Origin of the sequence: Bradyrhizobium sp. HKCCYLRH3059, from assembly GCF_051168035.1 — a bacterium.
Lineage (GTDB): Bacteria > Pseudomonadota > Alphaproteobacteria > Rhizobiales > Xanthobacteraceae > Bradyrhizobium.
In genome coordinates, this window is sequence record NZ_JBNPUF010000010.1 from 85391 (window position 1) to 106031 (window position 20641).

14 protein-coding genes are annotated in these 20641 nt (G+C 66.1%); 7 read left to right on the top strand and 7 right to left on the bottom strand.

The features are described from left to right. Positions 1–46: 46 nt before the first annotated feature. Positions 47–4783, bottom strand: a complete 4737-nt coding sequence (gene gltB / locus ACQR13_RS27335) for a glutamate synthase large subunit (protein ID WP_315753660.1) — start codon at positions 4781–4783, stop codon at positions 47–49. Between the two features lie 549 nt (positions 4784–5332). Between gltB and ACQR13_RS27340 the strand changes: the two genes are divergently transcribed. Continuing rightward, positions 5333–6301 carry a hypothetical protein gene (locus ACQR13_RS27340; RefSeq protein ID WP_315753658.1) on the top strand — a complete coding sequence of 323 codons (969 nt, stop codon included), beginning with the start codon at positions 5333–5335 and terminating at the stop codon, positions 6299–6301. A gap of 186 nt (positions 6302–6487) precedes the next feature. Here the strand turns inward: ACQR13_RS27340 and ACQR13_RS27345 are convergent, their stop codons facing one another. Both ACQR13_RS27345 and ACQR13_RS27350 read right to left on the bottom strand, forming a co-directional pair. Then, positions 6488–7252 carry an alpha/beta fold hydrolase gene (locus ACQR13_RS27345; protein WP_434863426.1) on the bottom strand — a complete coding sequence of 255 codons (765 nt, stop codon included), beginning with the start codon at positions 7250–7252 and terminating at the stop codon, positions 6488–6490. 161 nt (positions 7253–7413) lie between these two features. Beyond that, positions 7414–7893 carry an Hsp20 family protein gene (locus ACQR13_RS27350; protein ID WP_434863427.1) on the bottom strand — a complete coding sequence of 160 codons (480 nt, stop codon included), beginning with the start codon at positions 7891–7893 and terminating at the stop codon, positions 7414–7416. A gap of 193 nt (positions 7894–8086) precedes the next feature. On the opposite strand from ACQR13_RS27350, the gene ACQR13_RS27355 reads away from it, so the two are divergent. After that, the gene (locus ACQR13_RS27355; RefSeq protein ID WP_315769296.1) at positions 8087–9034 is read left to right on the top strand and encodes an alpha/beta hydrolase; all 948 of its coding nucleotides are present in this window, start codon (positions 8087–8089) and stop codon (positions 9032–9034) included. Between the two features lie 78 nt (positions 9035–9112). Further along, a complete protein-coding gene (locus ACQR13_RS27360) occupies positions 9113–9961 on the top strand; it encodes a tetratricopeptide repeat protein (protein WP_434863428.1) in 849 nt (282 codons plus the stop codon). Here ACQR13_RS27360 and ACQR13_RS27365 read toward each other — a convergent pair. The 3 genes from ACQR13_RS27365 to ACQR13_RS27375 all read right to left on the bottom strand — a co-directional run bounded on the left by ACQR13_RS27365 (position 9951) and on the right by ACQR13_RS27375 (position 13882). Further along, positions 9951–10661: a hypothetical protein gene (locus ACQR13_RS27365; RefSeq protein WP_434863429.1), complete on the bottom strand. Its 711-nt coding sequence runs from the start codon at positions 10659–10661 to the stop codon at positions 9951–9953. The genes ACQR13_RS27360 and ACQR13_RS27365 overlap by 11 nt on opposite strands. A gap of 88 nt (positions 10662–10749) precedes the next feature. Continuing rightward, positions 10750–12312, bottom strand: coding sequence for a TadE/TadG family type IV pilus assembly protein (locus tag ACQR13_RS27370; protein ID WP_316174975.1), 1563 nt, complete (start codon positions 12310–12312; stop codon positions 10750–10752). Between the two features lie 367 nt (positions 12313–12679). Beyond that, the gene (locus tag ACQR13_RS27375) at positions 12680–13882 is read right to left on the bottom strand and encodes an ABC transporter substrate-binding protein (protein WP_434863430.1); all 1203 of its coding nucleotides are present in this window, start codon (positions 13880–13882) and stop codon (positions 12680–12682) included. 150 nt (positions 13883–14032) lie between these two features. Here ACQR13_RS27375 and ACQR13_RS27380 point away from each other — a divergent pair, with 150 nt between their 5' ends. Both ACQR13_RS27380 and ACQR13_RS27385 read left to right on the top strand, forming a co-directional pair. Beyond that, a complete protein-coding gene (locus ACQR13_RS27380) occupies positions 14033–14707 on the top strand; it encodes a GntR family transcriptional regulator (RefSeq protein WP_315769302.1) in 675 nt (224 codons plus the stop codon). Positions 14708–15178: 471 nt separating this feature from the next. Next, positions 15179–15325 (top strand): hypothetical protein, encoded by a 147-nt coding sequence (locus ACQR13_RS27385; RefSeq protein ID WP_315716719.1) that lies wholly within the window; start codon positions 15179–15181, stop codon positions 15323–15325. A 129-nt stretch (positions 15326–15454) separates the two neighbouring features. On the opposite strand, the gene ACQR13_RS27390 is transcribed toward ACQR13_RS27385, so the two are convergent. Further along, entirely contained in the window at positions 15455–16354 is a 900-nt protein-coding gene (locus ACQR13_RS27390) for a LysR family transcriptional regulator (protein WP_316167855.1), read from the bottom strand. A gap of 116 nt (positions 16355–16470) precedes the next feature. On the opposite strand from ACQR13_RS27390, the gene ACQR13_RS27395 reads away from it, so the two are divergent. Both ACQR13_RS27395 and ACQR13_RS27400 read left to right on the top strand, forming a co-directional pair. After that, positions 16471–18060, top strand: coding sequence for an NADH-quinone oxidoreductase subunit L (locus tag ACQR13_RS27395; protein WP_315825437.1), 1590 nt, complete (start codon positions 16471–16473; stop codon positions 18058–18060). A gap of 13 nt (positions 18061–18073) precedes the next feature. Then, positions 18074–20599, top strand: a complete 2526-nt coding sequence (locus tag ACQR13_RS27400; RefSeq protein ID WP_434863431.1) for a YbcC family protein — start codon at positions 18074–18076, stop codon at positions 20597–20599. Positions 20600–20641 lie beyond the last annotated feature (42 nt).

Consider the following 20641-nt stretch of genomic DNA (forward strand, 5'->3'; position numbering starts at 1 on the left):
GACAAGTCGCTGCGCTCGCAATGACGCCTTGGTTGTGGCCTGCGCCTCAGGCCCCGATCGCGATCTTGGGCTCGGCGTCGGCGTTGGCGGCGAGCTCCTTCAGGGCACGGCGGTATTCGACCGGCATCACCTTGCGGAACTTCGGCGCGAAGTCCTTCCAGTTCGCCAGGATGTCGGCGGCGCGCTTGGAGCCGGTCGCCTTGGCGTGGCGCGAGATCAGCACGTGCAGCCGCTCGACGTCGGACGCCAGCAGGTTCTTGAACACGTCGACCCGGCCATGCGCCTCGAGATCGCCCATCTGGTGATAGGTGTCCTCTGCGATCATCTCCTCGGACAGCACCGGCTCGAGCTCGACCATCGCCATGTTGCAGTGCTTGTCGAAGTCACCGGCCTCGTCGAGCACATAGGCGACGCCGCCCGACATGCCGGCCGCGAAGTTGCGCCCGGTCTTGCCGAGCACGACGACGATGCCGCCGGTCATGTATTCGCAGCAATGATCGCCCGCGCCTTCGACCACGGCGACCGCCCCCGAGTTACGGACCGCGAAGCGCTCGCCGGCGATGCCGCGGAAGAAGCACTCGCCGGAGATCGCGCCGTACATCACGGTGTTGCCGACGATGATCGATTCCTCCGGCACGATGCCGGAGTTGCGCGGCGGCTTGACGATGATGCGGCCGCCCGACAGGCCTTTGCCGACGTAGTCGTTGCCTTCGCCTTCGAGCTCGAAGGTGACGCCGTTGGCGAGCCAGGCACCGAAGGCCTGACCGGCGGTGCCCTTCAGGCTGACATGGATGGTGTCCTGCGGCAGGCCGGCATGGCCGTAGATCTTGGCCACCGCGCCCGAGAGCATCGCGCCCGCCGAACGGTCCGTGTTGTTGATCTCGGCCTCGATCTTGACGGGCGCGCCGCGGTCGAGCGCGGGTTTGGCCTGCTCGATCAGCTTGCGGTCGAGCACGGCTTCCAGATGATGGTCCTGCTTCTCGGCGTGATGGATCTTCTGGCCCGGCGCCTCCTTCTGCTTCACGAACAGCTTGGAGAAATCGAGGCCCTTGGCCTTCCAATGCGCGACCAGCTTGGACTGGTCGAGCATCTGGGTCTGGCCGACCATCTCGTTGAAGGAGCGATAGCCGAGGCTCGCCATGATCTCGCGGACTTCCTCGGCGACGAAGAAGAAGAAGTTGATCACGTGCTCGGGCTGGCCGGTGAAGCGCTTGCGCAGCACCGGATCCTGGGTGGCGACGCCGACCGGGCAGGTGTTGAGATGGCACTTGCGCATCATGATGCAGCCGGCGGCGATCAAGGGAGCGGTGGCGAAGCCAAATTCGTCGGCGCCGAGCAGAGCGCCGATGACGACGTCACGTCCGGTGCGGAAGCCGCCGTCGACCTGGACCACGATGCGGCTGCGCAGCCGCTCGCGCACCAAAGTTTGGTGCGTTTCGGCGAGACCGATCTCCCACGGCGAGCCGGCATGCTTGATCGAGGTGAGGGGAGAGGCACCGGTGCCGCCCTCGAAGCCCGCGATCGTGACATGGTCGGCGCGCGCCTTGGCAACGCCGGCGGCAACCGTGCCGACGCCGACTTCGGAGACGAGCTTGACCGAGACCTGGCCGTCGGGATTGACGTTCTTCAGGTCGTAGATCAGCTGCGCGAGATCCTCGATCGAGTAGATGTCGTGATGTGGCGGCGGCGAGATCAGGCCGACACCCGGCGTCGAGTGACGCACCTTGGCGATGGTGGCGTCGACCTTGTGGCCGGGCAGCTGGCCGCCTTCGCCGGGCTTCGCACCCTGCGCCATCTTGATCTGCATCATGTCGGAGTTGACGAGATACTCCGTCGTCACGCCGAACCGGCCCGAGGCGACCTGCTTGATCGCCGAGCGCATGGAATCGCCGTTCGGCATCGGCTTGAAACGGTCGGCTTCCTCGCCGCCCTCGCCGGTGTTCGACTTGCCGCCGATCCGGTTCATGGCGATCGCGAGCGTGGTGTGCGCCTCGCGCGAGATCGAGCCGAAGCTCATCGCGCCGGTGGCGAAGCGCTTGACGATCTCCTTGGCCGGCTCGACCTCGTCGAGCGGGACCGGCTTGCGCTTGTCGTCCTCGGCCGACTTGATCCGGAACAGACCGCGCAGGGTCAGAAGCCGCTCGGACTGCTCGTTGAGCAGCCTCGCGAACGCCTGGTAGCGCTCCCTGGAATTGCCGCGCACGGCGTGCTGCAGCGTCGCGACCGACTCCGCGGTCCACGCATGGTCCTCGCCGCGGGTGCGGAAGGCATATTCGCCGCCGACATCGAGCGCGGTCTTGTAGACCAGCGCGTCGCCGAACGCGTCGCGGTGGCGGCGCGTGGTCTCCTCGGCGATCTCGGCCAGACCGACGCCTTCGATGCGGGTGTGGGTGCCGTAGAAGAACTTCTGCACGAACTCGGCCTTCAGGCCGACCGCGTCGAAGATCTGCGCGCCGCAATAGGACTGGTAGGTCGAGATGCCCATCTTCGACATGACCTTGAGCAGGCCCTTGCCGATCGACTTGATGTAGCGCTTGACGACCTCGTAGTCGCTCAGCGCGCCCGGCAGCTTGTCCTTGAGCGCGATGATGGTCTCGAAGGCGAGATAAGGATTGATCGCCTCTGCGCCGTAGCCGGCCAGACAGGCGAAGTGATGCACCTCGCGCGGCTCGCCCGACTCCACCACGAGACCCACCGACGTGCGCAGGCCGGTGCGGATCAGGTGATGATGCACGGCGGCGCAGGCGAGCAGCGACGGGATCGGAATCCGGTCGGCCGAGACCATGCGGTCGGACAGGATGATGATGTTGACGCCCTCGCGCACCGCGGCTTCGGCGCGGCCGCAGAGATCGTCGAGCACCTGCTCGAAGCCGGCCGCGCCCAGGCTCGCATCGAAGGTGGTGTCGAGCGTGCGCGAGACGAAGTGGCTGTCGGACACTTGCGAGATCGAGCGGATCTTCTCGAGGTCCGCATCGGTCAGGATCGGCTGATGCACCTCGAGCCGCTTGGTCGAAGCGACGCCTTCAAGGTCGAACAGGTTCGGCCGCGGACCGATGATCGAGACCAGGCTCATCACCAGCTCCTCGCGGATCGGGTCGATCGGCGGGTTGGTGACCTGGGCGAAGTTCTGCTTGAAGTAGGTGAAAAGCAGCTTCGGCTTGTCCGACAGCGCCGAGATCGGCGTGTCGTTGCCCATCGAGCCCGTGGCCTCCTCGCCGGTCGCCGCCATCGGCGTCATCAGGATCGCGATGTCTTCCTGGCTGTAGCCGAACGCCTGCTGCCGGTCCAAGAGCGGCAGGTTGGTGCGCGCGCCCGTGGTCGGCGCATCCGGCAGCTTCTCGACCTGGATCTGTGTGCGCGCGAGCCACTCGGTGTAGGGATGGCTGGCGGCGAGCTGCGCCTTGATCTCGTCGTCCGGGATCAGGCGACCCTCCTCGAGATCGACGAGCAGCATCTTGCCCGGTTGCAGCCGCCACTTGGTGACGATCTGCTCCTCCGGAATCTTCAAGACGCCCATTTCGGACGCCATCACGATGCGGTCGTCCTTGGTGACGAGGTAGCGCGCCGGCCGCAGGCCGTTGCGGTCGAGCGTGGCGCCGATCTGGCGGCCGTCGGTGAAGGCGATCGCGGCCGGGCCGTCCCACGGCTCCATCAGCGCGGCGTGATATTCGTAGAACGAGCGGCGCTCCTCGCTCATCAACGGATTGCCGGCCCAGGCTTCCGGGATCATCATCATGACCGCGTGCGGCAGCGAGTAGCCGCCCTGCACCAGGAACTCCAGCGCGTTGTCGAAGCAGGCGGTGTCGGACTGGCCTTCATAGGAGATCGGCCAGAGCCGGCTGATGTCCTTGCCGAACAGCTCCGAAGACACCGACGCCTGCCGCGCCGCCATCCAGTTGACGTTGCCGCGCAGCGTGTTGATCTCGCCATTATGCGCGATCATCCGGTACGGGTGAGCCAGCGACCAGGTCGGGAAGGTGTTGGTCGAGAAGCGCTGATGCACCAGCGCCAGCGCGCTCTCGAAGTCCGGCTCGTGCAGGTCGGCGTAGTACTTGCCGAGCTGGTCGGCCAGGAACATGCCCTTGTAGATCACGGTCCGGCACGACATCGAGCAGGGGTAATAGCCCGACATGCCGCGGTCACGGCGCTGATAGATCGCCTGCGAGATCGACTTGCGGAGGATGTAGAGCTTGCGCTCGAACTCGTCCTCGGTCTTGGCGGCGCCGTTGCGGCCGATGAACACCTGCATGCTGCGCGGCTCGGTCGGCTTGACGGTCACCCCCAGCGAGGAGTTGTCGGTCGGCACGTCGCGCCAGCCGAGCAGCACCAGGCCTTCGTCCTCGATCTGGTCGGCGATGATGCTCTTGATGACGTTCCGCCACGCTTCGTCGCGCGGCATGAACAGCGCGCCGATGGCGTATTCGCCCGGAGCCGGCAGCGTGAAGCCGAGCTCCTTCGCCTTGCGCGAGAAGAAGGCGTGCGGGATCTGCACCAGGATGCCGGCGCCGTCGCCGAAGCGCGGGTCGGCGCCGACGGCGCCGCGGTGCTCCAGATTGCAGAGGATGCTGAGCGCGTCCGCGACGATCTGATGCGACTTCTGGCCCTTGATGTTGGCGATGAAGCCGACGCCGCAGGAATCCTTCTCCTGGCTCGGGTCGTACAGACCTTCGGCTTCAGGACGCCACGTATGCAGCTCGCGGGTGATTTCGGCCGGTTTCTCATGCGAATCCACAGCCAGCACCGCGCCGCCCAAAATTCCGTGCTCGACCTTCGATCCGCTCATATCCGTCCCCATAAATTATTGGTCAGGGCCTTCACCACAGTCCGGTACAGTCCGTCCGGCGCACCCCGGGCGCTGCGCGGGCCCCTCTCCGGAGCCAACGCTCGTCCTTCTCAGCGAGCCGCATTTGCAGAATTCAGGCCAGTGTCCGGGGGACCATGTCCCCGCTGGACGACCGCGGCCTGTTCATGTCGCAGCGCCCTCAGGCGCCGTAACATCATTGCAAAGTCTCGGTCACCTTTGCAACGAAATTTTAGACAGCATTTCTGTCCTAAACCGCAAGATGCCAAACTTTAACCTATCACACAAGCACTGCGGAGTCCTGAGGTCCGGGCGCCGCACACGCTCATTCCCCGGCAAATCTTCCGCTTCTGCCACTGACCGATCGATCCGGCCGGGCCGGCGATCACGCGCCGCGCTCGATTTTGAAACCTAACGCCCCGATCCCGCCCTCTCGCCGACCCAGGACCGCCGGAATCACGGCAGAACTTCCGCGGCACTTGAGAAGAAGCGAACAGCTTCACGTGCGGGGGCATGCAGGAGCTTTGAGCCATGAAGTTGCTAGTTGGAGTCGTCTCGGCCGCGTTGATCGCGCCGTTTGCCGCGCAGGCCGAGCCGTTGCCGCCACAGGGCGTCCGTGCGCCCTACACGGTGGTCTCCGATTTCGATACGCCTTATTCGGACCTGCCGCCGCCGGCCGTCGTGCCCGCACCGCCGCCGCGTTACGGCTATCGGCCGGGCCCTGACTACGGCTACCGCGACGAGCGCTATGTGCCGCCGGCGCCGGTCTACCGTCAGGACGGTTACCAGCAGGAGTATGGCTATGCACCGGCGTTCCTGCCGGTGCATGAGGTCTATGCGATTCTGCGCGACAACGGTTTCTCGCCGCTCGGCGCACCGCGCCAGCGCGGCAATGTCTGGGTCGTGGCGGTGCTCGATCGGCAGGGCGAGGACGGCAAGCTCGTGGTCGATGCGCGCTCCGGCCGCATCCTCCGCTTCGTGCCGGCGTTCCAATGGGGCGAGGAGTACGAGCGGATGCGCTATGAGCCGAGCCCGCGCGGCGGCCTCGACCGCCTGTCGCCGCCGAGCGTGATCCGGGCCGATCCGCGCCTGGTGCCGCCGATGCCGGCTGCGCCGCGCGTTGCCACCGCGGTGCCGGTCCAGCCGAAGGTGCCGACGCCTGCCGCACGGCCGAGTGCTCCGGCACCGCAGACCGCCGCGCTCAATCCGAAGCCGGCCGAGGCGGTCAAGCCGGTCGCGCCCAGCCCCGCGGACATCAAGCCGGCCGAGGCCAAGGCTTCAGAGGCCAAGCCTTCAGAAGCCAAGGCTTCAGAAGCCAAGGCTTCAGAAGCCAAGGCTTCAGACGCAAAGGCTTCAGACGCAAAACCCTCTGAGCCGAAGCCGGTGCAATCGGCCGCGGCCGCGCCGCAGACGACGGGCTCCGTCGCAGCGCCCACGGCGAAGCCGGTGCCCCAGATCCTGCCGACGGCAAAGATGCCGGCTGTACAGGGTTTGGAATAGAGGCAGTCTGACGGTCTGCCCGGCCGCTTGCCACCACCAAAGCTGTCATCGCCCGGCTCGACCGGGCGATAACGTAACCCCGGCATCTCGGTCAGTCACGACTGCCACGGCGACCTGGATGCCCGCTTTCGCGGGCATGACAGGTCGTTTGGAGCAGCCGATGAGATCCCAGCGCGATCGGTCGCACTACTCGTGCTGACCGGCGGCCTTCAGGATCAGATCAGCGATCTCCTTCGGATGCGACACCAGCGACAGGTGCCCGGCGTCCAGCTCGATCGTGGTCGCCTTCATGCGGTGGGCCAGGAAGCGCTCGAAATCCGGATCGATCGTCTTGTCCTGCTGCGACACCGCATAGAATGACGGCTTGTCGTGCCACGCCGCCTGGGTGGTGCGGTTGCCGAAGATCGTCGCCGCGGTCGGCCATTGCACCGCATAGAGCTCCTTCGCCGTCGTCGCATCGACACCATTGGCGAAGTCCTTCAGGAAGGCGTCCTCGTTGAGCTTGGTCTCGCCGTCGTGGTCGACGATGCCGGCGCGTGCCGGCGGTGTCGGATATTGCCCGGCGAGCTTGACGAAATCCTCGCCCGCATCGGGGGCCCGGGCCGCGACATAGACCAGCGCGCTGACCTTTGGATCGGTGCCGACCTCGCTCACGACCGTGCCACCCCAGGAATGGCCGACCAGCACGGCCGGCCCATCCTGCTCGGCCAGGGCGCGGCGGGTGGCGGCCGCAGAATCCGCCAGCGAGGTCAGCGGATTCTGCACGGCCGTGACCTTGAGGCCGGCCGCCTGCAGATAGGGGATGACCTTGGCCCAGCTCGAGCCATCGGCCCAGGCGCCGTGCACCAGCACGACGTTGTGGACCTTGGGCGGAAGCGCGGGCTCGGCGAGGGCGGGGCCTGCGGAGATCAGCAGCGCGGCGGCGCAGGTAAGGGTGCGAAGAAGGTCCATGTCACGGCTCCAAGCCCGGTTGACGAGGCGATCATTGGCGTCTTCGCGAGCTGAGAGCAGGCCGTTACCAGTGGTCACGATCGTTTGACTGCACTGCAGCGAGACATGAAAAAACGCCCCGGTTGCCCGGGGCGCTCCTATTCCAGAATGAGGATGTGCTGTTAGGCGGCGGCCTTCTCGGCCGAGCCTTCGATCACCGGCTGCTCGGCGGCCTGCGCGCCGGTCGAGATCGGAATCGAGCGGGGCTTCTTCGCTTCCGGAATCTCGCGTACGAGGTCGACGTGGAGCAGGCCGTTTTCGAGGCTGGCGTTCTTCACCACCACGTGGTCGGCGAGCTGGAACGAGCGCTCGAAGGCCCGGGCGGCGATGCCGCGGTACAGCACCTCGCTCTTCTTGCCGTTCTCGTTGGCGGCCTTCTCGCCCTTGATCGTCAGCGTGTTTTCCTTCGCGACGAGGGAGAGCTCATCCTTGCCAAAGCCGGAGACGGCGACGGTGATGCGGTAAGCGTTCTCACCGGTGCGCTCGATGTTGTAGGGCGGATAGCCGGGGGTGGGCTCGGCGGTGGCCTGGTCGAGCAGCGAGAACAGACGGTCGAAACCGACGGTGGAACGATAGAAGGGGGTGAGGTCGTAGGTACGCATGGTCAAAGTCCTCCATTGAGCGACTGTTGGCTAACCCGCCCGCCATCGGGCCGGGCTGTCGTGCAGCCTGACGCGGCCTGCACGATCTCGATATGGGCCGGACGTTTCGACCTTCAAGGGCGCCCAAGACCTGCTCTTTTTGCCGTTCCACCCCTTGATTCCCGCTGCCTTTCACCTATTCGATGGGCGCCTCATGACGCTCGTCTCGATTCCCGCCAATCCCGTTCCCGAAAACGTCACTGCCGGCACCATCAAGACCCCTGATGGCGCCGAGCTGCGCTTTGCGCGCTGGGCGCCGCCGGCCGGGCGCAAGGGCACGGTGTGCGTGTTCACCGGCCGCAGCGAGATGATCGAGAAGTATTTCGAGACGGTGCGCGATCTGCGCGATCGCGGCTTTGCGGTCGCCATCATCGACTGGCGCGGCCAGGGCCATTCATCGCGGCGCCTGCGCGATTCCCGCAAGGGCTATGTGCGCTCGTTCTCCGACTACGAGACCGACGTGGAGACCTTCGTCACGCAAGTCGTGCTGCCGGATTGTCCGCCGCCTTATTTCGCGCTGGCGCATTCGATGGGCGGCACGGTGCTGCTGCGGCTCGCGCATGCCGGCAAGCGCTGGTTCGATCGCGTCGTGCTGTCGGCGCCGATGATCGACCTTCCGGACAGCCGCACCGCGCTGCCGGCGCGGCTGTTGCTGCGGGCGATGCGCATCGCCGGACAGGGCGGCCGCTACGTGCCGGGCGGCAACGACGAGATCAGCGGGCTGGCGCCGTTCGTCAACAATCCTCTGACCTCCGATCCGGTCCGCTATGCCCGCAACGCCGCGATCCTCGAAGAAGATCCGACGCTCGGCATCGCCTCGCCCACGGTCGCCTGGGCCGACGCGGCGTTCTCGGCGATGATGACCTTCCGCGGCATGACCTATCCCTCCCAGATCCGCCAGCCGATCCTGATGCTGGCGGCGTCCAGCGACACCGTGGTGTCGACGGCTGCGATCGAGGAGTTCGCCTATCATCTGCGCGCCGGCTCGCATCTCGTCATCGCCGGTGCCAAGCACGAGATCCTGCAGGAGCAGGACCGCTACCGCTCGCAGTTCTGGGCCGCGTTCGACGCCTTCGTGCCGGGCACGCCGCTGTTCGGGTGAGCGTGCTGCCGTCCGCTGGACACCCCTGGGTCCTGCGGGCTAGAGCTACCGGCCCCCCTCGCGTTGTGACGGCTGGTCGTGAGCAAGGCGCAGAACAGATTGCAGGCGCAGGCGCTGCAGGAGGCGATCCACGCGCTGCGCGCGCGGCAGTTCGCGCGCGCCGAGCAGATCGCCGCCTCGATTCTGCGCACGGCCAGGACCGACCGCGCCGCGCTGCTCGTCCAGGCCCATGCGCTGCTCGGCCAACAGCGCGCGAGCGAAGCGATCGCGCCGCTCGAGAAGGCGGCGCTCCGCGGCAGCGATCCGGAACTCGAGACACTGCTCGGCGCTGCCTTGTGCGAATCCAGACGCGCCGCCGACGGCATCGCGCAGTTGCGCAAGACCGCGGCGCGGCGGCCGGCTTTTCTGCCGGCGTTCCAGGAGCTGGCGGGGCGGCTTGCCAAGTCGGGACAGCTTGGTGAAGCCATCGCCGTGATCGAGGAGGCGCTGACGCTGTCACCCGACAGCGTCGACCTCCAGCTCGATCTCGGACGCCTCTCTCTTCAGGCCAATGACCGCGTTCGGGCCCGCAACCACCTGTTGGCGGCGCGCGAGGCCGCCCCGGGACGGCCCGACATCCTGATCGAGCTCGCCTGGGTGCAGTTCCTCGACGGCGACTATGCCGAGGCCGCCGGCACCTACCGCCATGCGCTCGGCCTGCGGCCTGAGGACACGCAGACCCGCGCCAACCTCGCTATGTGCCTGATGGAGATGGGCGACCGCGCCGGGGCCGAGGCGGCGCTGCGCACGGTGGTGCGCGGCCGGCCGCATCTGTTGAGCCGCGCGGCCTATACGATGGTCGTTAGCTCGCATGGCCGCTTCTTTTTCCGGCCGAGCGATGCGGCGAAGTTCCTTCAGGTCGACGGCGCGGCCGCCCTCAAGCCCTGAACCGCTTGCGATAGACGCCGGTCTCGCGCTTCAGCGCCTCGCGCACCTCGTGGATCTCTGCGATTTCCTCTTCGGTGAAGGCCGAGGTCTGCATCGTCCACGCCTGCCGCTTCACCGGAATGCATTGCGCGACCGGCGTTCCTCTCGGGATCACGCCGCGAAACGCCGTGTCGTGCCAATGCGCCGGAAAATGCACGAACGAGTCGTGAAAGCGGTCGCTGTCGACCAGTCCGGTCACGGTGGTGAAGGGCAGGTCGAAGCGGTTGACGGGATGCGTGAACAGCAATGCCCAGCCCTCCGGCGCCTCGATCGTCCAGAGATTGTGAAACTTGAGCAGGAAGCGGTCGGCCTCGAACAGCGGCGAGCCCGTGACCTGCGCGGCGTCGTGGAAGCTGATCGGCGAGCGCGGAAAATCGATCGCGCCGCCCGGCGGCAGCTCGTTGTCCCAGCTGATCCCGCCATCCTCGACCGTGAGATCGCAGATCAGCGGAATGAGGAAGCCCGTCGTCATCGCGTCGATGAAGGGCGCGCAGCGCTTGACGGTCTGCTCCTCGGCCTGGTTGAGCGCGCTGAACGCGGTGGCCGGCATCGTCTTGACCCAGTCGGGAACGCCCATCGGCGCCGGCACCGGCTGCGGAATGAGGCCTTCCAGCTCCTTCGGACAGCGAAATTTCAGCGTGAGCGGATCAGTCTCGGACATGGGCGCCGCGGCTCTTTCGTGGTCGACGGTAGAGGTCTACGCCTTCGGCGCCGAAAGTCCAACGGCCGAGCCTGGGCTTGTCTCTGCTCTATCTCGTCAGATGCGCCTCGGACACCGCATGATTGAACATCGCGTTCAGCGCCGACGTGATGTCGGCGGGCGTGTTCGCCGTATAGAAGAATCCCGGCGAGGCGCAGGCCTTCAGGCTCGGCGGAATCGAAGGAATGTTGCTGTTGGCATAGTCGTCTTCGTCACCGGCGAAGGATGCGTTCACCGGATTGATCACCTGATAGGGAATGTAGAGAACTGAGATGATGATGCCGCGGTTCTTCAGCGGTGTGCAGGAGGTGTTCGGATCGATCACGGTGGCATGATTGCTGCCGGACCATGAGCCATTGGGCACGCCCTTCACTTGCGGGTCTTGCGCGCCGTCGGTGACCAGGAACACGTAGGGCAGGGTATTGGTCGAGGCGCTGCCGTTCCCGACATTGACGATCAGGTTGTTGACGCTGGACAGGGCCGTGTCGATATGCGTTCCGCCCGAGCCGAGAGATGCGTTGGTGTTGGTGTCGAGCAGCGTCGCAAGGTTGGCCGCCGCATAGTTGATGGTGGTCGAATCCGTCGTCGAGCCGTTGATGCTGCTGGTGAGCGGAAAGTAGGAATAGAGATATCGGATGAAGGGGTAGAGGCCGATCCGGAACTGGTTGTTGACCTTCTTGGTGTTGTTCGCCGTGACAAACAGCTGGTTCACGGCATAGCCCACGGCATCCAGCCGCAGCTGGATGCACGCATCCGTCCCATCGGTCGGGCAGTTCGCAACGGTCGCCAGGTTCTTGTACAGTGAGTTCGGCAGGCCGGACACGATCGACGACGGCAGTTGAACGCCCATGGGGTAGTTCTTGTTGGTGGTCAGCAGGTTCTTGTAACCGCTCTGGCTGACGCGCGAGATCGCATAGCCCAGGCAATAGTTGTTTGTGGGATATCCCTGGGTCCCTGAATCGGTGCAAGCGCTATTCTGCGGCGAAAAATGGCACGCCAGCGTGCATCCCGTGGGGTATTGCCTGTAGTTGTCCGGGCTGATGGCCTGCATGCGCTGTGCTTCGGACGACGTCGACGGGAGGCCCATCGAGCCCGAGACGTCCAGCGTCAAATAGAAGTCGAGATAGAGTGGCAACGTGACGGAGGAGGACGATTGGCCGCTGACCGTCAGATTCTGATAGCCGATCACCGTCAGGAACGTGGCCGGCACGTTGGCGGTGAATTGCACCTGCGACGTCAGTGTGGACCCGCTCTTGGTGACGGTGCTGGTCTCGGACGTCAATGTGTAGCCTTGAAAGGTAGAGGCGTTGCCCTTGAAGATGTTGTCCGCCTCCGCGACTCCGGCGGTAACGGTTCCGTCCGACGTCATCGCCATCGCCGCTGTATAGCCTGCCGAGTTGACCGAGATCGAGGCGATGCTCGCGGCATCCGCCGCAGACTGGAGCCTGATCTTCATGCGCATGGCCATGGAGTAGTCGGTCGCGCATCCGATCGCCGTGAGAATCGGCAACAGCGCCAGCGCGAATGTGACCGCGATATTGGCCTTGCTGTCGCGGGAGAAGCGCGCGATGGCGGCGCTCGCCCGGCTCGCTGGTCGGCTGATATCCGTCATGCTCTTCCTCAAAAGATCCCGTTGGGGCGGTGAGGACCTGTATTCTTTTCCTTGTTGGCGGTTCCCCCGCGGCGATCATCTCCGCGACTGCTTCAAGGAGACCTGCGGTGAGAACCGGGCAGGAGCCCGCCTCCGCCCGCTCCCCCGGCCGTGAGCAGAGGGTCACGCCGTCGCGCGCGGGACCACATGTGGATGTATGCGGACGCCGATTGCGACTTCGGTTGACCTGCGACGAAACATCGCAGGCGACTGTTGCGATTTTGTTTACGTGGCGAGAGAGAGGCGCCGTCCTCCAATACCGTGCCAGCCCATGCGTGCGCCTGTCGTCAGCGCGGAGCCGCGCCGACGATCCACGGAGCAGCCGCCGCTACTTGGTCGACAGCACCTCGCCGAACCGCTCCCACTGCTTGCCGGTGAAACGCATGAACTGCACCTGCTCGACCGGGAGGTGGTCGGTCTCTGACGTGTTGACCTTGATGCCCGGCAGCAGCATCGGCAGTTCGAGATCCTTGATCGACAGCGCCTGCCGCAAAATGTTCTCGCGCGACAGATCGTTGCCGGCCGCCTTCAGCACTTGCTCCAGTACCATGCCGTTGTTGTAGCCGTTGACGTAGTTGGAATCGCGGATGTCGCCGTCGGGCACGTATTTCGCCATATAGTCGCGCCAGCCCTTGACGCCGGCATCGTTGGCCCAGGCGGGATCCAACGGATCCTTGACGTAGGCTGTCGAGATGATGCCGGTGCCGGCCTCCAGTCCCGCCGGCTCCATGACCGATGACATCCACACCGAGACGTTGGTCAGGAACGTCAGCGGCCGCCAGTTGATCTCGAAGGTCTTGCGGATCGCCTGCGCGGCGAATTTCGGCGTCGCGGCGATGATCAGCGCATCGGCGCCGGTCGATTTCAGCTTCACGATCTGCGAGTCGATGGTCGGCTCGGTCGACTCGTAGCTTGCGACGGTCACCGTGCTGTCGAAGCGCTCGCCGAGCACGTCCTTCAGCCCGGCGAGATAGTCGCGGCCGAAATCGTCGTTCTGCGCGAGAATGGCAAAGGTCGAATCCGGCTTCTTCTGCAGCGCGTAGCGCGCATACATCCGCGCTTCGTTGCGGAACGGCGCCATCACGCCCATCAAGGCCAGCGGAAATTGCGCAGGGTCGCCGAACTTCGAGGCGCCCGAGGCCACGAACAGCTGCGGCACCTTCTTGCCCTGGAGATACTTGGCGATCGCGGTGTTGTGCGCGGTGCCCATGGTCGAGAAGATGAACGACACCTCGTCGCTCTCGACCAGCCGTCGCGTCTGCTCCACGGTCTTGGGCGGCACGTAGCTGTCGTCCAGCGAGATCAGGTTGACCTTGCGGCCGTTGATGCCGCCGCGGTCGTTGACCATCTTGAAATAGGCCACCTCGCCCTTGCCGAGGATGCCGAAGGCGGACACTGGCCCGCTATAGGGCATGGTCTGTCCAATGCGGATCTCGCTGGCGGTGACGCCCGGCTGATCCTGCGCCCGAGCGGGTACGGCGAGGACGGACGCGCCGACCAACAATCCTGCCGCTGCGATGGCGCTTCGCATGGATACCTCCCTGATGGCCGCGCTGCCGGCGGCGTTTTGGCGCTGAGCATAGGGGCATGGCGGAGGCCGTGCAATTAAAATATATTTTTTGATGAAAATATACTTTTAGGCTTTGCTAGTGTGAATCGATTGTCCCGCGAGAGTGAGTCGATGTCCGGCAGCGCCACCCAGACCGTCTACGAGCAGTTGCGTGCCAGCCTGCTCGCCGGCCTCTATCGTCCGGAGGAGAAGCTGAAGATCAGCGAGCTCGGATCAGCCTTCTCCGTCAGCACCGGGGCGATCCGCGAGGCGCTGGCGCGGCTCACGGCGGAAGGGCTGGTGACGGCGACGCCGCAGCGCGGCTTCCGCGTGGCGCCGGTCTCGGTGGCCGATCTGCGCGATCTGACCGACATGCGCGTCGAGATCGAGACCAAGTGCCTGCGCCGCGCCATCGCCAACGGTGATCTCGCCTGGGAGACCACGGTCGTTGCCGCGCATCACCGTCTGGCCGCGACGCCGATCGCGGCCCATGACGGCAGCTTCTCGCCGGCCTGGATGCTGGCGCATGCCGATTTCCATGCCGCGTTGGCCCAGGCCTGTGGCAGCGCCTGGATGATGCGGGTGCGCGATCTCCTGTTTGCGCACAACGAGCGTTATCTCGATCTCGCCCGCAAGACCGATCGCGGCAACCGCGATGCCGCGCGTGAGCATCGCGAACTGATGGAGGCGGCGCTGGCGCGCGACACCGAGCGCGCGGTGACGCTCATGATGGCGCATCTCGACAAGACCCGGGACACGATCGAGGCGGCGCTGCTCGCAGCGACGGCGATGAATGAGGCGAAGTAGGATCATATCAGGACGCAGACCGCGAACGTCTTCGCGATCCGTTCCGAGCCGGATGTCGCCAGCCGAATGACCGAGGGTCGCCTGACGGCTGTGGCCACTTCATTCGGGGTGACGATGTACTTCCGCTGGGAAACGGGAAGCGTCGAATTGCTCACGCCGCGTATAGATGCGATCGCTCAGCGCGACGCGAACCACCGCGCCTCGCGTGCGGCCGTCGTCCATCCTTGTCGTCGACATCGTGCTCCGTTCAGGGCGAGCTAATACGAAGATTCAACTTCTTCGAGCGTCGGCGCTTCCCCCGTCTCGATGCAACTGCAAATCCGCCGTCATTGTTAAGCGGCCTTCATGCCGGGCATGCTGTGCATTCAAGGATGCATTCACCACGCGCCGATCTCTCCAAATTTGGAAACGCCCCGGTAACGCACCGTCCCTCTAGTTAAGTCCACTAACGACATTCAGGAGGAGACATTGATGATGATGATTGTGCGGAAGCTGGTTGGTCCCCATGCGCTCAATTCCGGATTTGGTCTGGTGACCATGTTCTCATTGACGGGCGTGGTCGCTTCTCTCGTGCTGGTCCAGCACGGGGTGAATGTCAGTCCGCCCGCGATGTTCTGATCGGACGGCTCACGACTGCTGACCTTGCCCCAGTTCGGAACGAACTGGGAGTTGGTCCGCAAGACCGGTCCGTCCCGATGTCTTGCGGGCTGCCTGCAACCTATTTCAAGACGAAGTGCCACGGACAGGTCATTCAGGCCGTGAACCGCTCTTCCTGTCGCGTGATCCGATCAGCTCGGCGACGAGCGGATTGGGATAGCGGCGCTGCTGGCTTACGGCGAAGAACTGCTCCTTCAGCGCGCTCAGGCGGGCGCGTTCAACCAGCACGCCGGTACGCAGCTCGTCGATCACGACGATCGACGGCACCAACGTGACGGTGCCGCTCTCGCGGGCCATCAGGCGCAGCATCGCCATGTCGTCGACCTCGGCGGCGATGACCGGACGGATCCCGCTGGATCCGACCAGCGCATCGAAAGCCGAGCGCAGCGCGCTGCCTCGGCCGGGCAGGATCACCGGCGTCGTTGCCAGGTCCTGCGGGAATCGGAATCGCGCGGGCTTGGCCGGCTTGCGGCTAACGAGGCTGACGCGCTGCTCATCGATCAGCGTGTTGTCGAAATTGCTGCGCATGTCTGGCGCCGCCGGATGGTTGGCGAGCACGAGATCGAGCTTGTGGGCGTCGAGCTGCTCCAACAGGTCGCTGAACTGACCGGTGTGGATGATCAGCTCGACGTCGCCGCGCCCGATCAAGGGCTTCAGGAACGCGATCTGGAAGTTGCGCGACAGGTTCGCCGCGGCGCCGACCCGCAGCAGCTGCCGTCCCGGCCGCAGGCCCGACAAGGTCTCGATCAGCTCATGGCCGGACTTGAACACGCTGCCGGCATAGTCGAGCGCGATGCGCCCGGCCTCGGTGAGCTGCAGGGTGCGTCCAATGCGCTCGAACAGCTTCTGCCCGAGCTGCTCCTCCAGCGCCTTCACCTGCACCGACAGCGAGGAGGGCGAGACGTTGAGGCGCTGCGCGGCGCGGCTCATGCTGCCTTCGCCGGCGATGATCCAGAAGTAGCGTAGGTGGTGGTAATTCAGATGCGGCACACAATCATTCTATATTTTATAACGATCAGGTTCAATGATTGAAATTTTAGGAATGAACTGCAGCCCGTAAAGCAAGAGGGAGAGATCGTCCCCTGTGATCAAACGACCGGGCCGCCATGAACCAGCTCCTTCCCTGTCTTGCGGCGCTTGCGCCGCTCACGCTCGCGGTCGTCGCACTCGCCGGCACCGGCGGCAGCGCCAGAACCGTCGCACGTAACGCGATCGCGACCGCCGCGCTCGCATTCGCCCTTGCCACTCTCGCGAGCCTCGGCGCAGCGGTCATGGGGGCAGGGCGGACGCCACTGCTCGGCGGCTACGGCCTAGGGCTGTCGCTGCAGCTCGATACGCTCGGCGCCATCCTCATCATGCTGGTCAGCTTCATCGGCTTCGTCGTCGTGCGCTACAGCCGCAACTATCTCGACGGCGATCCCGGCCAGGTCAGGTTCACGCGCTGGCTGCTGCTCACCCTGGCCGCGGTGCTGACCTTGCTGATCTCCGGAAACCTGGTGCTGCTGCTGGCGGCCTGGATCGGCACCAGCCTGGCGCTCGGCAAGCTGCTGCTGTTCTACGACACCCGTCCGGCCGCGGTCCGCGCCTCGCGCAAGAAGTTCGTGGCGAGCCGGCTCGGCGATGCCTTCCTCGCGGTCGCGGCGCTGCTTCTCTACCTCCGCTTCGGCACGCTGGAGCTCGCCAGCCTCGCTGCGCAGGCCCGCGGCGGAGAAGGGGCGGGATCGGCGATTGTCACGATCGCCGCGCTGCTGATCGTCGCGACCGCGATGCTGAAATCCGCGCAGCTGCCGCTGCATGGCTGGCTTATCGAGGTGATGGAGACGCCGACCCCGGTGTCGGCCCTGCTGCATGCCGGCATCATCAATGCCGGTGGCTTCCTGGTGCTCAGGCTCAGCGACGTGCTGCTGCTGGCCACGCCCGCGCTCGACGTCCTCGCGGTCGTCGGTGGCGCCACCGCGCTGTTCGGCTCGCTGGTGATGCTGACGCAGACCTCGGTCAAGGTTCAGCTCGCTTATTCGACGGTGGCGCAGATGGGCTTCATGCTGCTGCAATGCGGGCTCGGCGCCTTCTCCGCGGCGCTGCTGCACATCGTGGCGCATTCGCTCTACAAGGCGCACGCCTTCCTGTCGTCGGGCAGCATCATCGATCTCGCCCGCGCGTCATGGACGCCGAGCCCCGGCGGCCAGCCGCACGCGGCACGACTGATCCTGGCCTTGGTCGCGGTAATCGGCCTCGCGCTGCTCACGGGGCTCGCCTTCGGCATGACGCTCCGCAGCAACCCGGCGCAGATCGCGCTCGGCTCGGTGCTGCTGATGGGGCTGGTGCACCTGATGGCCAACGCGATCGACGAGCGGCCGAACGCCTTCGTCATCGCCCGCGCCGCGGTGACCGCAGCGGGCGTCGCGATCGTCTACTTCGCGCTGCAGGCCGGCACGGCCTGGCTGGTCGGCGGCAGCATTCCCGCATCGCGGCCGGTCGATGGTGTCGTGCCGATGCTGATCGCGGCGGCCGTGGTGGTCTCGTTCGCGGCGGTGACCGTGTTCCAGAACCAGATGATGCGCCGCGCCGACGCGCCGTTCTGGATCGCGGCCTACGTCCACCTGCGCAACGGCCTCTATCTCAACACGCTCGCCAACCGCCTCGTGCTGACGGTTTGGCCGCGAAGCGCGAGCTCGCACCTTCCGTCCAAGCCGTGAGCCGGAGATGAAGATGACCCAGGCTGCCCTTGCCATGTCCATGACCGACCCGATCGACACCACCGCCGATGCCGGGCTGATGGCCCGCATCGACAGCGCCTGCCAGCGGGTCGCGCCGTTGTGGCCGCTGAAGCACTTCGTCGCCGTCAATCCGTTCCTCGGCTTTACCTCGCAGAGCTTCGCCGCGACCGCCGCGACGTTCGAGCGCGTGGTGCGGACGCGGATGCTGATGCCGCGCGGCTACTACCGGCAGGCGCTCGACGACGGCCGGATCGACGATGAAGCGCTGGCGCAGGCGCTCGCGCTGCATCCCTCGACCGGGCTCGATGTCGACGCGCTCAAGCAGAAGGCGCGCGCCGAGGCCGGGCTGTCGTCGCCGCCCGCTGTCGTGGCGACGGTCGCCGAGGTGCTCGACCGGCTCGCCGAGGGCGATCGGTACGTCTCGCTGGTCGCCTTCATGATCGACGAGATCTCGGCGTTCTGCGCCACCTATTTCGACGAAGGCCAGGCGAGCTGGCCAAGCCCGGTGCGCAAGCTGAAGCCCTATGCCGCGTGGCGGACGATCGCGGCCTATGACCGCAATCCCGAGGTGATGGGGCTCCCCGGCTTCCGCAAGGCGATCGCGGAGCTGCCGGCCGATCCGGTGCAGGCGATCGGTCTGATCGTCGACCGGCTCGGCATCCCCGAGCGGGCAGTCGAGGACTATCTGGTGCGGGCGCTGTTCGATCTCGGCGGCTGGTCGGCCTATGCCCGCTACATCGGTTGGAACGCGCAGCTCGACGGTCGGCGCGACGAGACCCTGCTGGAGCTGCTGGCGATCCGGCTCGCCTGGGGCTACGCGCTCTATCAGGCGCGCACCGACGACGCCTTCAAGGCGGCCTGGGCGGAGGCCATGGCGGAAGCGGCGAAGCTGCCGGCCGATCAGCGGCTCGACGAGACGCCGGAGCTTGCGATCGATCTCGTGCTGCACGAGGCCTATGAGATCGCCTTCCGGGCGCGGCTGGTCGGGCAGCTTGCCGCGCATGGCGCAGAGGCGGCGATCCCGCGGCTGCCGGCGCGGCCGGCGTTGCAGGCCGCGTTCTGCATCGACGTGCGCTCGGAGATCTTCCGGCGCGCGCTGGAGACCGCTTATCCGGAAGCCGAGACGATCGGCTTCGCCGGATTCTTCGGCTTCCCGATCGAATACGTCCCGATCGGCCATACCAGGGGCGGCGCGCAATGCCCGGTGCTGCTCAAGCCCGCCTTTGTCGTTTGCGAGGCCGTCAAGCATGCCGATGACGTCGAGGCGGCCGAGGTGCTGGGTCTGCGGCTGCTGCGGCGGCGGGCGGCCAAGGCCTGGAAGTCGTTCAAGGTCTCGGCCGTCTCGTCGTTCTCCTTCGTCGAGACCGCCGGCCTCGGCTTCGCCGCCAAGATCGCAACCGACAGCGCAGGTGTCACGCGTCCCGTGCCGTCACCCGTCGTTGATGGTCTCGATCCCGAGATCGCGGCCCGCGTCCAGCCGCGGCTGACACCGGGCGAGCTCGGCGGGCGGGCCACCGGCTTCACCGATCCGCAGCGCGTCGCGATGGCCGAGGCGGTGCTCAAGGCGATGTCGCTGACCGGGCCGTTCGCGCGGCTCGTGCTGCTGGCCGGTCACGGCAGCACCACCGTCAACAATCCGCACGCGTCGGGGTTGGATTGCGGCGCCTGCGGGGGCCATACCGGCGAGGCCAATGCGCGGGTCGCCGCAGCCGTTCTCAACGACTGGCGTGTGCGAGAAGGTCTGCGCGCCAAGGGCATCGACATCCCCGCCGATTGCTGGTTCATCGGAGCGCTGCACGACACCACGACCGATGCCGTGACCTTGTTCGACGAGGACGACGTTCCGGCCGTGCTCGCGCCGGATCTGTCCCGGCTGAAGGCACGGCTCGCGGACGCTGCACGGCTGGCGCGGCAGGAGCGCAGCGCGCTGCTCGGCATCAAGGACGTATCCGACATCGATGACGCGGTGATCGCCCGGAGCCGCGACTGGTCGCAGGTGCGGCCCGAATGGGGGCTCGCCGGCAACGCCGCCTTCATCGCCGCGCCGCGCGCCTTCACCCGCGGCCTCGACCTCGGCGGCCGCGCCTTCCTGCACTCCTACGAGGCCGCCCGTGACGACGGCTATCGCACCCTCGAGCTGATCATGACGGCGCCGATGGTGGTCGCGAGCTGGATCAACCTGCAATATTACGGCTCGACCGTGAACAACGCTGCCTTCGGCAGCGGCAACAAGGTGTTGCACAACATCGTCGGCCAGCTCGGCGTGCTCGAGGGCAACGCCGGCGACTTGCGTGTCGGGCTGCCCTGGCAGTCGGTGCATGACGGCACGCGCTTCATCCACGAACCCATCAGGCTCAACGTCTTCATCGCCGCGCCGGAGAGCGCCATGGACGAGGTCCTGCAGCGTCACCAGGGCGTGCGCGATCTCGTCGTCAACGGCTGGGTGATCTTGCATTCCCTCGGAGAGCAGGGAGCGATCCGGCGTTGCGTGCGTCCGGGCGGCTGGACCGCGGCGTGAAGCCTGCGGTGCGCCCCATGATCAGCAGGCCGCACCGTCGCG